Below are 13,159 nucleotides of genomic sequence, written 5' to 3'. Positions count from 1 at the left end.
GGACCGCACCGGCGCCAGGGCAGTGGCCTTGTTGGACTTGGCGTTGCCGACGTGCCAACGCCCCCGGACGCGCCATTGCCACCCTGGCCGCCCGACCCGCCGGTGCCGAAGAGCAGACCGGCATTACCCCCTGCGCCCCCGGACCCGCCGGAACCGCCGCCGATGGAGGCCGACCCGCCCGTGCCGCCGGCGCCGCCGTTGCCGACCAGTCCGCCCGCCCCGCCGCTACCACCCGCCAGACCGGAACCGGTCGGTTCGGAAAATCCGTTGCCGCCGTTGCCGTACAGCAGCCCGCCGGGGCCGCCGTTGGGGCTGGCCGCCGTTCCGTCGGCGCCGCTGCCGATCAGCGGGCGCCCCAGCAGCGTCTGGGTCGGCGCGTTGATCGCGCCCAGGATGTCCTGCTCGAGCGTTTGCAAAGGCGACGCGTTCGCGGCCTCGGTCGCTGCATAGGAGAAGCCCGCACCGTTCAGCGCGCGCGTGAACTGGTCGTGAAACGCCGAAGCCCGCGCACTCAGCGCCTGGTACGCCTGTCCGTATTCGCCGAACAGGGCCGAGATCGCCGCCGACACCTCATCGGCGGCGGCCGCCTCGATCTGGGTCGTCGGGGACAGTGCTGCCGCGCCGGCTGCGTTGAGTGCCGTTTGGATGCCGGTCAGGTCCGCCGCCGCGGCCGCCATCGCCTCCGGGCCAGCGATTACAAACGACATAGCAGTCCTCCGTACGGTTCTCGCGCCGGCACGGCAGCAACCTGACCCGCCACGGCCTCCAAAGGCCGATTGTCAGGCGACGGCGCTCGATTCCGATGCGGGACCGACTACTGCAATTTGAGCGCGTACGCGGCGCCGAGTACTGCATCGACGCCGAAAGCGCGCGTCAGCTGCCCTGCGCATCATCCCGGCGGGCGCGGAACGTCCGCTGACCCCGACCTTGCTGCAGGCGCGGTAGTGGTGGCTTTCGACGGTGCCGACGGCTGTCACCGCCGCACGAGATGGCAGTCCTCCGGACGCTATTCGCGTGGAGGCCGCAGGGACGTGCCAGCACCGACCCGAAGGGCGATTACCTGGCGACAACGGCGGCGCGGAGGGAGGCCTGGGTGGCCCAGCTCGGCCCGGAACGGCGACCTTCCGCCGGCGGCTTGCGTTTCCACAACGGCCCCGAGGCCATGTGTTAGGCGATCAAGCGCCGGGTGCGATCAGCGAGGGACCGCCACAATTCCAGGCAATCAGGCTAAAAGACTACGGCGAAACCGGGGCTCGCTCCCGCCAAGCGGCCTCAGCCGCTCGCGCCGCGCATCATCTCGCCCAGCGCGGAACGCCCGCTGACGCCGGCCTTGCTGCTGGCGCGATAGACGTGGCTTTCGACGGTCCGCACCGAAAGCGACACCGCCTCGGCGATCTCGCGATTCGATAATCCCTGTGCCACCAGCACCGCGATCTCGCGCTCCCGGTTGGAGAACGGCGGCGCGAAGGACGCCGCCCGGATCGCGGGGCTGGTCGCGCCGCCACATACGGTCGCCAACCGGTGCGCGCGCGCCGCCGCGGTCAGTGCGCTGCCCGCCCGGCCCGCCCGCCGGTGTGACGTGGCGGCCTGCCCCGCTGCGTCGGCGGCGGTCAGCAGGTCGCCCATGGTCTCGAATTCGGCTGAGGCCCAGTCGAGTTCACCGGCGTCATCGGCGCTCACCGCCGCCGCGTAGCGTGCCGCCACCGCGGCTCGCGGCCCGTCCACCCGCGTGGCCAATTCCGCTAGCCGCGCGGCCGCGCCGGCATCGTCGAACTGGGCGGCGGTCTGCAAACAGCACACCTCACGGGCGAATTGATCGTGCTCGCACGCGAACTCCGCCGCCTCGCGGGCCAGCCGGCGCGCCTCGGTGGCCCGCGAGCGGACCGCGGCCAGCCAGGCCTCGGCCAGCAGTTGGGTGGAGGTCACGTACACGTAGGCCGGATGCCGGTGTTCCTGGGCCTTGCGCAGGGCACGGTCGGCCCCATCCGCATCGCCGGAGCGCGCCAGCGCCTGCGCGCGCAGCAGGTGGAACCGGTGGAAGCTGTTCACCACGTGGAAACTGTTCGCCATCTCGGCATCGATTTCCTCGGGCAGGTGCCGCAGCGCCGCGTCGAGGTCACCGGCGGCCAGCATCACCATGCCGAGGATCTCCGACGCCACCGCTCGTACATCCGCCGGCTCGTCGCGCTGGGCGCGGCGGTTGCGTTCGGCCACCTCGGCTGCTTCGGCGATGCGTCCCGCGGCGACCAGGGCGAACGTGTGAAACTCGGTCAACGTCTGGCGCAGGAATTTGCCCTGCTCGCTGAGCGTGAGCGCCTGGTCGGCCTCGACGGCCTTCGCCACGGCCTGATCGGATTGACCGAGTTCGCCGTAGGCCATGCTCTCGGCGCTATAAGCCATCGTCGCGCCGTACCGGTCGAGGTCCTGATAATCGATATCGGCCATCGTCGCGAGGACCTCAGTCGGCCGCGCCGCCAGCGCGAGCTGATTGGCGCGGAAAACCAGCACTTGTTGCCGCCGCGCTCCGTGCGAGGCCTTGAGCGCGTCGTCGATGAGCCGCCAGGACCGCTCCGGTGATCGCAGCCCCCACAACAGATTTGACGCACGCATCACCACGTCGTTGATGAATGCGGACTCGGTCGCCTCGTCGACCTCGACCCCTTCGAGGACTTCCAGGGCAAGCTCTCCCTTTTCCAGCATGAACAGGGAGTAGGCGAGGGGTATCCGCGCCTGCGCGCCGATACCGGTTGCGGCGGCGGCCCTGAACAGCCGCTCCGCCGTCTCGAAATCGAGCAGCGAACTCGCGGCCGTGGCCGCCGACAACAGCACGTCCGGCTCGGGCGGGAGGTCGGACTCCAACCACAGCAGCCCCCGCTTGACGACCTTTGCGGCGCCTCCGCCGTCCTTCATCGCGGTGGCAACTTGGCCGCGAAGGCGGCGCAACCGCGAAGAGCCGCAACGATTCAGGCGGACCTCGGCATACAGCGGGTGACCGATGTACACCTCGCTGCCCGACATCCGGATCAGTTCGCGGTGCTCGGCATCTTCGATGGCGTCCTGTTCGGCGATCAGCCTCAGGCAGTGCCAGTCGACGGGTTCGGAAACGGCCACCAGATCCACGACGTCGCACACATCGCCTGGGATGGCGCCGATCTGCACATCCACTAGTTCGGCGAGGGATCCCGAGATCGCGGTGTCCCCGAGCCAGCGCACGGCGCCCCGCTGGGCCACCATCCGTCCCGCTCGGTACTCCTGTTCGACGAGCTGACGGAGGAACAGCACGTTCCCGCGGGTCAGATGCCACAGTTTGTCCGCGCACTGCCGATCCGGGCACGTCCCGAAGGCCGCCTCCAACAGGTCGTCAATTCCGTTGCGGGTCAACGGTTCTAGTTCGCGCCGCCGCAGCATTCCGTCCTTCCACAGCGCCGTCACCGCGGCCGGGGCGTGCTCGCCGGTACGGATCGTGAGGATCACGGCGGCCGCCCGCGACTGAACGAGTTGGTGCAGGACGAGCGCGGAAAGATCATCCAGTAGATGGGCGTCGTCGACGAACACCACGAGGCGATCCGGTTGCGTGCCGGCGGTCAGTGTCTCAATGACCCTGCGCGCCAACGCAAACGGCTCGCTCTGTACATCGTCGGTCCACTGCGAGAACGCGCCGAGCGGGATCGGGCTGCTCGTCGCGGTGGCCGAGATGCTTCGAACGGTCCACCCGCCCGCCGCCGCTACCAACACGGCCTCGCGGGCCAGTCGCGACTTGCCGACTCCGGCCTTGCCCGCCAGCGCCACCCCCCGCACCGCATCATCGGCGATCGCGCGCGTGATCTCGCCGATCTCACGGTCGCGGCCGATCATGGGCCAGTGGTCGAGCACAGCAAAATGTTAGCCAGGCATAGTGGTTTTCGTCTCGATAACCGGGTGTTCTGGCCGTTCAGTCGGTCACGCGCGATTCGCTCCGCTGGGAAGTGGGCGCGTGGACGGCGATCCAGTCGCGCAGGTCATCCGGCGGCAACGGCGGGCTGTGCACGAAGCCCTGGGTGATGGTGCAGCCGTACCGGCGCAGCGCGCGCAGGGTGACCTCGTCTTCGACCCCCTCGGCGACCAGGTCGGCGCCCAGGCTGCGGGCCAACGCCACGGTGGAGCGCACGATCGCAACCGATCGCGGGTCGTGGGCCAGCCGCGACACGAAGACCCTGTCGAGTTTCAGCTCGTCGACCGAGACGTCCTGCAGGCGGGCCAGCGACGACCATCCCGTGCCGTAGTCATCCAGCGAGATCCGGACGCCGAGGGCCTGCAACGCGGCGACGGTGTGGCGGGAGCGCGCCGAGTCGACGAGGGCGCTTTCGGTGATCTCGACGATCAGTGAGTCGGCCGGCAGGCCGTGGGTGCGCAGCAGCCCCTCGATCGTGCTCACCAGGTCCAGGTCAAGCAGGTTCGTCGTCGACAAGTTCACCGCGACGGGCAGCGCCATGCCCTGGTCGCGCCAGGACCGGGTTTGCTTGAGGGCAAGGTTGATGGCGCGGTTGGCGACCTGGCGCATCAGCCCGGCGCGCTCGGCGGCGCACAGGAATTCCTCCGGCAGCAGCAACCCGCGGTGGGGATGGCGCCAGCGCATCAGCGCCTCGACGCTGTGGACGCTGCCGTCGCTCGCATTGATCTTGGGCTGGTAGTACACGGTCAGCTGCTCGTCATCCAGCAGGGCGACGCGCAATTCCTCGACCAGGTTGGGGTCGTTGTCGCGGTACATCTCGTACGCCGAGTCGTACACGGCGATCTTGCTGATGGCGGATTTCGCGTGGGGCATCGCGATCTCGGCGCGATTCAACAGCTCCTGCGGATGGTCGCAGTGGTCGGGGCATAGCGCGATGGCGATGCGGGCGTCGATTTGCACGGTGATCGGATCGAGCGCGAACGGCTCGCTCAGGGCCTCCAGCAACCGGCCCGCCTGGGCGCGCGCGGCGATGAGGTCCGACCCCTCGGCGAGCAGGATGGCGAATTCGTCGTCGTTCACGCGCGCCAGCAGATCGTCGTGACGCACGCAGTGCGCCAGGCGGTTTGCGACGTGGCACAACAGCTCGTCGCCGAACCGGGCGCCGATCGAGTCGCTGATCTCGTCGAATTCGTAGAGGTGCAGCAACAGCAGCGCCCGCCGCGACGGCGCCCCCGGCACCGACAGGGGCCCCGCCGACGCCGACTCGGACAGTCCGGTCAGGGCGGTCGCCAGCGACCGCCGGTTGGGCAGGGCGGTCAGTTCGTCGGTCATGGCCTGCTTGTGCCTTTCGGCCAGCATGCTGACGTCCCGGAAGGTCGCCGAGAATCGCGCCGCGACCGCGATCAGGCTCAACGCGGCCAGAGCCGTTGCCAGCCTTGAGTTGTGCCCGACCACGGCGACCGTAAGCGCCACGACGGTGCACACCACCGGCACGGTGTAGGAGCCCACTCCGCGTTTCGGTGCGGGCGCCGTCGACGTCCACGGCGCCCAGCTCGCCATGGCCACCAGGAGCGATGCGGCGGGCCACAGCGCGTCGAGCGTGGTGCCCACCCGGTAGGTGCCCTCGGCCGTCTCGAAGAGATACGCCGTGTCGGCGACGGCAAAGGCGATGAACCCCACGACCAGCAGCCCCCAGCGGATCCCCTTGCGCCAGCCCAGGATTGGCAGCATGCCGGCGGTCAGCGCCAAGAGCACCAGGTCGCCCCACGGGTAGATCAGCCCGACCAGCACGGTCGCCGGCGCGCGCACCGCGGCCGCATGGATCGGCCCAGCCCGCAGGGCCACGCCCACCGCGGCCGCGGCCAACGCGCACACCAGCGCATCGAGCCGGATCGGCAGCGGCACCGACCTCAGCCGTGACCGCATGAGCAGCAGCAGCCCGGCATACAGGAAGGGGTAGAACGCCAGATACTCCGGATCGGCCGCCGAGGGCGACTGGCCGTTGGGCACCCACGTGACGTAGACGATGTCACCGATCGCCGACACCGCCATGCCGATCGCGATCAAGACCCAGGCGAGGCGGTCGGCGGTGACACGGTAGGCGCGAACGACGATCAGCCCTGCCGCCGACAGGTTCAGCGTCGGATACAGGAATTTGGCGAAGAACGCGTTGCGGGCGGCAGCGGGATCCACCACGCTCGTCAAGGCGAAGGCCGCCACGCCAATCCCCAACGCCGCCAAGGCAATCCGGATTGACGTCGGCGGCCACCGCATGCCGGCCGGGGTGTCGTGCATTCGCTCCCGCGGTGCGGTCGCGGCCTCGGCGATCGGCGCCAGCGATCGTGCCAGTTTGGTCTGGGTGCCGAAGGCGCCCGCCGGGGCCGGCCCGGCGCCCCGGTCCACCCCCGCTGAGACCGATCCCGCCGACTGCGCGGGTTCGGAGAACGCGTAGGGGAAGGGCAAGTCGGGCACGAAGCCTCGAATGCATTGTCCGCCTTCGCGTTTGGCGGCATACATGGCCAAGTCGGCGCGCTGCAGGAGCTGGTCGACGGTGCAATTCGACGCCGCGGCGGCCACGGTGAAGCCAATGCTGGGCCTGACCTCGATGGGGACACCGTCGATCACGATCGCCGCGCCGAACGCGTCGAGAACGCGGTCCGCGGCAGCCTGGCATTCCTCGACCGAAGCCTCGATGAGGACGGCGAATTCGTCGCCGCCGAGGCGCGCCACGGTGCTGGTGCCGCCCAGCGCGGCCGTGAGCCGGCCGGCGACCCGGACGAGGAGCTCGTCGCCGGCCGGGTGTCCCAGGGCGTCGTTGACCGCTTTGAAGTTGTCGAGGTCGAGGCACAACACCGCGATGGGCCCACCGTCGCGGCGCTGCCGGGCGACTGCCTGTTCCAGGCGATGCAGGAAGTGCGCCCGGTTGGCCAGGCCGGTCAGGCTGTCGCGGAACGCTTCCCGGGCGACTTCGGTGAGCAGGCCCTGGTTTTCGACGAGCACGATGAACTGCCGCGCGAGCACCGCGGCGACGAGGATCCCCAGCGCGGCGAGCAACGGCCCGTGCGCCATCAGGGCCACCGCATGACCCAGGCCCACCGCGGCGGCCAGCATGAGCGGCAGGTAGGGCAGCCACAGCAGGGCGGGGGACATGATCTCGGTCCGCGGATGGTCGTTGCCGGTTTCGTGGACGCTGGCCAGTCCCGCCAGCGCGAGCAGCCCGAATCCGGCCACCCGCCCCACGTCGGTCACATCGCCCAGGTGATAGCTGCCTACCCCAGTCTGGAAGACCATCGCGATGTCGGCGGCGGCGATGGTCGCGATGCCGCCGGCCAGCAGGCCCCGGCTCGGCAGGTCGTTGGAGCGGACCCGCGACAGCATCAGGATCGCCGTCGTCAAGATAACGACGTCGGCGAACACCTCGATGAGTGTGGCGAGCCGCGAGCCGGTGTCCTCGCGCAGCTGCTTGTCCAGGACGAACACCCAGGAGATGACGAACAACGAGGTCGCCACGATGAGGCCGTCCAGCACCAGCCGGCGGGGGCTGTGGCGGGACAGGTGCGACAACAGCGCCAGTGACGCCATGGCGCCGAGCGGGTACAAACTGAACACGGCCTCGGCCACGGCGGGGTGGGTGGCGTGCTCGATCTCCGGACGCACCTCGTAGCCCGACCAGAGGACCTCGCCCGCAGCCCAGCCCACCAGGCCGATCAACAGCGCCAGCCAGCCGAATCTGCGGCGACCGGTCGAGAAACGGGCGGCATAGCCGGCACTTGCGCCCGCCACCAGCAGACATAGCGCGAACGCGGCCTCGTCGACCGGCCGCGTCCCGTACGCGCCGCGCCACCTGAACAGCGACGAGGCCACCACCAGCAGCGTCGCGACACCGTAGACGGTGACGAGGAGCCAACCCGCGCGGGCGGACAGCCCCAACCGCCGCCACGGATTTCCCGCCCGCCGTGTCATAGCCGCTCCAGCCGATCCCGCGCTTTGCGGTGAACGTTCACCGCGCGCTACAGGAGAATAGCCCGCCGCGGCCCGTCAGGGGTTCTACCTGGCAATTTTCAACGCGGAGTCAGTACGACGATCGGGATGGGTCGTGTCGTGCGGCTCTGGTAGCCGTTGTAACGGTTTGCGTTGTTCTTGTTGACCATGTCCCACAGCCTCGCGTAGTCGGAGTCGTCGGGGCCGACCTGCCGGGCGGTCACCGCGATCCGCCTGGGGCCGGCGTTGATCTCGCAGTCGGGATGCTTGCGCAGGTTGTGGTACCAGCCGGGGTGGTGCTCGTCGCCGCCTTTGGAGGCGACGACCAGGTAGGAGTCGCCGTCCTTCGCGTAGGTCAACGCCGAGGTGCGCTGCTGACCGGTCTTGGCGCCGGTGGTGTGCAACAGCAGGCTGGGCGGCATCCCCGGGATCCGGTGACCGATCCTGCCGTCGGTTTTGCGGTAGATCGTGTCGTGCAGGCGCAGGAACGGCATCAGCACGAACTGTTCTAGTGGAGTCAGGTTGCTCATGGGCTCAGTCTTGCTGATTCGCGTCGATGCGTGCCACGGCGTCCCGCAGGATCTGCGCGGTGGCTTCCCGGTCCGGGTCGCGGCGCACCAGCATCCCCTTGGCCACCGAGAGCTTGTCGCCGTTACGCCGTGGCAGCACGTGCAGGTGGATGTGGAACACCGTCTGAAAGGCGGCTCGCCCGTCGTTGATCGCGATGTTGGTCGCGTCGGCCAACTCCGTCGCGCGGGCGGCCCGGGCGATCCGCTGGCCGAGGCCGACCATGCCGGCCAGCGTCTCGGCCGGAGTGTCGGTCAGGTCGACGGTGTGCCGCTTGGGGATCACCAGCGTGTGGCCCCGGGTGAACGGACGGATGTCGAGGATGGCGAGGTAGTCGTCGTCTTCGTGGATCTTCAGGGCCGGGGCCTCCCCGGCGACGACCGCGCAGAACACACAGGGCATGTCGCCCACGGTACTGACCGACGGGAGCCGCGGGATACGCTGCCGCAGTGGACGCTCGCGACGTGGCCTTCGCCGGCGCGGCCGCGCAGGCGCGGATGCTGGCCGACGGTGAACTGACCGCACCGGAGCTGCTGGAAATTTATCTGGAGCGGATCGCGCGCCTGGACAGCGAGCTGCGCTGCTACCGCGTGGTGTTGTCCGACAGCGCGCGTTACGAGGCGGCCGAGGCGCAGGACCGCCTCGACGCGGGGGAGCGGCTGCCACTGCTCGGGGTGCCGGTCGCGATCAAGGACGACGTCGACGTCGCCGGCGAGGTGACCACGTACGGCAGCGGCGGACACCGTCCCGCGGTGACCTCCGACGGGGAGGCGGTCCGCCGGCTGCGCGCGGCCGGCGCGGTGATCATCGGCAAGACCAACGTGCCCGAGCTGATGATGTTTCCCTACACCGAGTCGCTGACGTTCGGGGCCACCCGCAACCCCTGGAACCTCAAGCGCACGCCGGGCGGCAGCAGCGGCGGTAGCGCCGCCGCGGTGGCCGCCGGGCTGGCCCCGCTGGCGCTCGGGTCCGACGGCGGCGGCTCGATTCGCATCCCGGCGACCTGGTGCGGCGTGTTCGGCCTTAAACCGCAACGCGATCGGGTGTCGCTGGAGCCGCACGACGACGCCTGGTACGGGCTGAGCGTCAACGGCCCGCTGGCCCGGTCGGTGCAGGACGCGGCGCTGTTCCTCGACGCGACGTCGACCGTCCCCGGCCCCGAGGGCGAGTTCGTTGCCGCGGCCGCCCGCCACCCCGGCCGGCTGCGAATCGCCTTGAGCACCAAGGGCCCAACGCCGCTGCCCGTCCGGCTCGGCAAGGCGCAGCTCGCGGCGGTGCACGAGGCCGGCGCGTTGTTGCGCGATCTGGGCCACGAGGTCATCACCCGTGACCCCGTCTATCCGCCGTCGGCCATCATGACCAATTACCTGCCCCGCTATCTGCGCGGCATCAGTGACGACGCGGACTCGCTAGCCCACCCCGAGCGCCTCGAGGCGCGCACTCGCAACCTGGCGCGCGCCGGTGCGATGTTCTCGGACCGGCGGATGACGGCCCTGCGCGACTCCGAGGCCGAGGTGAGCGCGCGAATCCAGTCGATCTTCGACGACGTCGACGTCGTCGTGACGCCGGGCAACGCGGCGGGCCCGTCCCGCATCGGCGCCTACCAACGCCGCGGCGCGATATGGACGTTGCTGGCGGTGGCCCAGCGGGTCCCGTACCAACAGGTCTGGAACCTGACCGGGCAGCCCGCCGCGGCGGTGCCGTGGGACTTCGATGGCGACGGCCTGCCGCTGGCGGTGCAGCTGGTGGGCCGGCCCTACGACGAAGCGACCCTGCTGTCGCTGTCGGCGCAGATCGAGGCCGCCCGGCCGTGGGCGCACCGGCGGCCGCCGGTGTCATAGGGGATTGCCAGTGGAGGACGGGGCCGCCGACAACATCGAGGATCTGCTCGAGGGGCTCGAGGGCGCCGCGCGCACCGAGCGGGCGGAACTGGTGCGGTGGCTGCTGGAGCAGGGCGTCACCGCCGATGAGATCCGGAGCACCAACCCGCCGCTGCTGCTGGCCACCCGCCACCTCATCGGGGACGACGGCACCTACGTCTCCACCCGGGAGATCAGCGAGACCTACGGCGTCGACCTGGCGCTGCTGCAGCGGGTGCAGCGCGCCATCGGCCTGGTCCGGGTGGACGACCCCGACGCGGTCGTGCACATGCGCGCCGACGGCGAGGCCGCCGCGTTCATCCAGCGGTTCGTCGAGCTGGGCCTGGATCCCGAGCAGCTGGTGCTCGTGGTCCAGGTGCTCGCCGACGGCCTGTCACGCGCCGCCGAGGTCATGCGCTACACCGCCCTGTCGACGATCATGCGCGCGGGAGCCACCGAACTGGAGATCGCCCAGGCGTCCAAGGCGCTGGTCAGCCGCATCGCGCCCGAGCTCGGCCCGATGATCCAGCAGATGCTGTTCATGCAGCTGCGCCACATGATGGAGACCGAAGCGGTCAACGCCGCGGAGCGGGCCGCCGGCAAGCCGCTTCCGGGAGCGCGCCACATCACCGTCGCCTTCGCCGACCTCGTCGGCTTCACCCGGATCGGCGAAGCGGTATCGGCCGAGGAGCTGGGACACCTGGCCAACCGGCTGGCCCACCTCGCCCGCGACATGACCGTCCCGCCGGTCCGATTCATCAAGACGATCGGCGACGCGGTCATGTTCGTCTGTCCCGAACCGCAACCCATGCTGGACGTCGTCCTGAAGCTGGTGGAGGCCGTCGACACCGACAACGACTTTCCGCGGTTGCGAGCCGGAGTCGCCGCCGGCATGGCGGTGAGCAGGGCCGGCGACTGGTTCGGCAGCCCGGTCAACGTGGCCAGCCGGGTCACCGCCGTGGCGCGCCCGGGCACCGTGCTGGCCGCCGATTCGGTCGTGGAGGTCCTCGACGAAACGGCCGGCTTCCAGGGATCGTTCGCCGGCGCGCGCAAGCTCAAGGGCATCAAGAGTGAGGTGAAGCTGTTTCGGATCCGCCGCGGGGACGGTCCTTCCGCATAGGCAGGCCCGGGCGACTCTAGGGGGCGTTTGACGCTAAGGTCGCACGCGGCTGGTTTCCTACCCCGTTTCCCAGCGCTTCGAATCGGTCGCTTCCGGGCCTGCTTCGCTACCAAAAATACAACTCCGAACAGCCCCGGACAAGGGCGCCGAGGGCGGGCGCTACGCACGGCCGACCCAGAACTGTTCGCCCCCGGTGAACGGCATTCCATTACCTCTGTAACGGTGTAATCATGTAATCATGAAATCGCATCACACACACGGGCGGCGTTACGGCCGCCCCGGGGGCTGGCAGCAGGCCCAGCAGCCCGACGCCACCGGCGCGGCGGAATGGTTCGCCGGGCGCCTTCCCGAAACCTGGTTCGACGGCGACCCCACGGTCATCGTCGACCGCGAAGAGATCACCGTCATCGGCAAGCTGGCCGAACCCGAGAACTCCGGGGAAGAGAGTGAGGCCCGCGCGCAGGGCCGGGTCTCGCGATTCCGCGAGGAGACCCGTTCGGAGCGCATGCGCATCGCCGACGAAGCGCAGGATCGCTACGGGCGCAAGGTTTCCTGGGGCGTGGAAGTCAGCGGCGAACGAATCCTGTTCACCCACATCGCCGTACCGGTGATGACGCGCCTCAAGCAGCCCGAGCGCCAGGTGCTCGACACGTTGGTCGACGCCGGCGTCGCCCGATCCCGCGCCGACGCGCTCGCGTGGTCGGTCAAGCTGGTCGGCGAGCACACCGAGGAGTGGCTGGCCAAGCTGCGCGACGCGATGTCGGCGGTCGACGATGTGCGCGCCGAGGGCCCCGACCTCCAGTCGTAGGCCAATGACGCAGTGCGCCTTGGCTACTCGTTCTCGACCTTGGCGAGGATCTTGTCGATGACCTGCCCGCCCTGATCGCTGATGTGGTAGCCGCACGCGTTGACGTCGGCCACCACGTTGTTCGCAACGCCCATGGCGCGCTGACACTCCCAGCCGTCGGCGCCCTCCTGGGTTTCCAGCATGGTGATCTTCGGTGGGCCGCCGTTGAGCTGAGCGAACGTCCACCTGAACGTCTTGGTCTTGTTGGTCACGGTCACCGTCTTGCCGGAGCAGGCCTTCCACTTGTCCGCCGAAGCCTGCAGGAAGGCCTTAGCTTTGTCGGCGGACGGGAATGCCGCCGCGGCCTGGTTGACCCAGTGGTCGTAGTCGTCGCCCGGTTCGGAGGACACCAGCCCGCTGATCCCGGTATAGCCGGTGCCCGCGTACACCGGGTCCTGGCTGGTATAGAGCGACCCCAGGCAGTTCGGCAGCGAAAGCGTCACCGTCGAGGTGTCCGTCGATGTGATGGGCTTGCCGGGCGTCATCGTCGACGAACCCATGATGGTGTTGATGCCCGACGGATCCAGCAGCAGGGCGCTGAGCCGGCCGGGCGGAATTGGATCCGGGGGCGGCGGGGCCGGCGCGGGCCGGGTCACCAGCCAGATGCCCACGCCGCCGCCGGCCAGGACGACCAGGGCGACGACGGCGGCGACGATGGGCCACGGGTTGCGTTTGGGCTTGGGCGCCGGCTGATTCCAGGACGCCGGGCCGGTGAATTGGGCTGGTGGTGGTCCGCCCCAGTCACCGCTGCCGCCCTGGTACGCCTGGGGGCCCGACGGCACGGGGCCGCTGTGGGGGGCCCACGGCCGCGGGGTCTGGGCCGCCTGCGGCATCGGGCCCGAGCGGGGCGCGGT

Annotated in this window: 9 protein-coding genes; 3 read left to right on the top strand and 6 right to left on the bottom strand. The window is 69.9% G+C overall.

Annotated elements, in window-relative coordinates; genetic code table 11:
• The 5 genes from A5787_RS23110 to A5787_RS23085 all read right to left on the bottom strand — a co-directional run.
• Window positions 1-707, bottom strand: a 707-nt coding sequence (locus A5787_RS23110) for a PE family protein (protein WP_156764088.1), incomplete at its 3' end; no start/stop codon positions are given.
• Window positions 708-1,272: 565 nt separating this feature from the next.
• Window positions 1,273-3,873 (bottom strand): LuxR family transcriptional regulator, encoded by a 2,601-nt coding sequence (locus A5787_RS28670; RefSeq protein WP_082977408.1) that lies wholly within the window; start codon window positions 3,871-3,873, stop codon window positions 1,273-1,275.
• A gap of 58 nt (window positions 3,874-3,931) precedes the next feature.
• A complete protein-coding gene (locus A5787_RS23095; RefSeq protein WP_082977407.1) occupies window positions 3,932-7,894 on the bottom strand; it encodes a bifunctional diguanylate cyclase/phosphodiesterase in 3,963 nt (1,320 codons plus the stop codon).
• A gap of 98 nt (window positions 7,895-7,992) precedes the next feature.
• The gene (locus A5787_RS23090; RefSeq protein ID WP_066971369.1) at window positions 7,993-8,442 is read right to left on the bottom strand and encodes a nitroreductase family deazaflavin-dependent oxidoreductase; all 450 of its coding nucleotides are present in this window, start codon (window positions 8,440-8,442) and stop codon (window positions 7,993-7,995) included.
• A 4-nt stretch (window positions 8,443-8,446) separates the two neighbouring features.
• Window positions 8,447-8,881 carry an HIT family protein gene (locus A5787_RS23085; RefSeq protein ID WP_066971366.1) on the bottom strand — a complete coding sequence of 145 codons (435 nt, stop codon included), beginning with the start codon at window positions 8,879-8,881 and terminating at the stop codon, window positions 8,447-8,449.
• A gap of 47 nt (window positions 8,882-8,928) precedes the next feature.
• On the opposite strand from A5787_RS23085, the gene A5787_RS23080 reads away from it, so the two are divergent.
• The 3 genes from A5787_RS23080 (at window position 8,929) to A5787_RS23070 (ending at window position 12,266) form a co-directional block, all read left to right on the top strand.
• A complete protein-coding gene (locus tag A5787_RS23080) occupies window positions 8,929-10,320 on the top strand; it encodes an amidase (RefSeq protein WP_082977406.1) in 1,392 nt (463 codons plus the stop codon).
• A 4-nt stretch (window positions 10,321-10,324) separates the two neighbouring features.
• Complete coding sequence (locus tag A5787_RS23075) at window positions 10,325-11,458, top strand: adenylate cyclase regulatory domain-containing protein (RefSeq protein ID WP_156764087.1); 1,134 nt, start codon at window positions 10,325-10,327, stop codon at window positions 11,456-11,458.
• A 238-nt stretch (window positions 11,459-11,696) separates the two neighbouring features.
• Window positions 11,697-12,266 (top strand): hypothetical protein, encoded by a 570-nt coding sequence (locus A5787_RS23070; protein WP_066971363.1) that lies wholly within the window; start codon window positions 11,697-11,699, stop codon window positions 12,264-12,266.
• Between the two features lie 23 nt (window positions 12,267-12,289).
• On the opposite strand, the gene A5787_RS23065 is transcribed toward A5787_RS23070, so the two are convergent.
• The coding region (locus A5787_RS23065; RefSeq protein ID WP_197507357.1) for a sensor domain-containing protein at window positions 12,290-13,159 on the bottom strand (870 nt) is incomplete at its 5' end.

Origin of the sequence: Mycobacterium sp. 852002-50816_SCH5313054-b (assembly GCF_001667185.1) — a bacterium.
GTDB lineage: Bacteria > Actinomycetota > Actinomycetes > Mycobacteriales > Mycobacteriaceae > Mycobacterium.
Note: the sequence above shows the minus strand (reverse complement) of the source record. Positions and strands in the feature narration are given on the sequence as shown.

Coding starts and splice junctions, on each gene's coding strand:
- A5787_RS23085 (WP_066971366.1), bottom strand. CDS start 8,881: ATGCCCTGTGTGTTCTGCGCGGTCGTCGCCGGGGAGGCCCCGGCCCTG.
- A5787_RS23090 (WP_066971369.1), bottom strand. CDS start 8,442: ATGAGCAACCTGACTCCACTAGAACAGTTCGTGCTGATGCCGTTCCTG.
- A5787_RS23070 (WP_066971363.1), top strand. CDS start 11,697: ATGAAATCGCATCACACACACGGGCGGCGTTACGGCCGCCCCGGGGGC.
- A5787_RS23095 (WP_082977407.1), bottom strand. CDS start 7,894: ATGACACGGCGGGCGGGAAATCCGTGGCGGCGGTTGGGGCTGTCCGCC.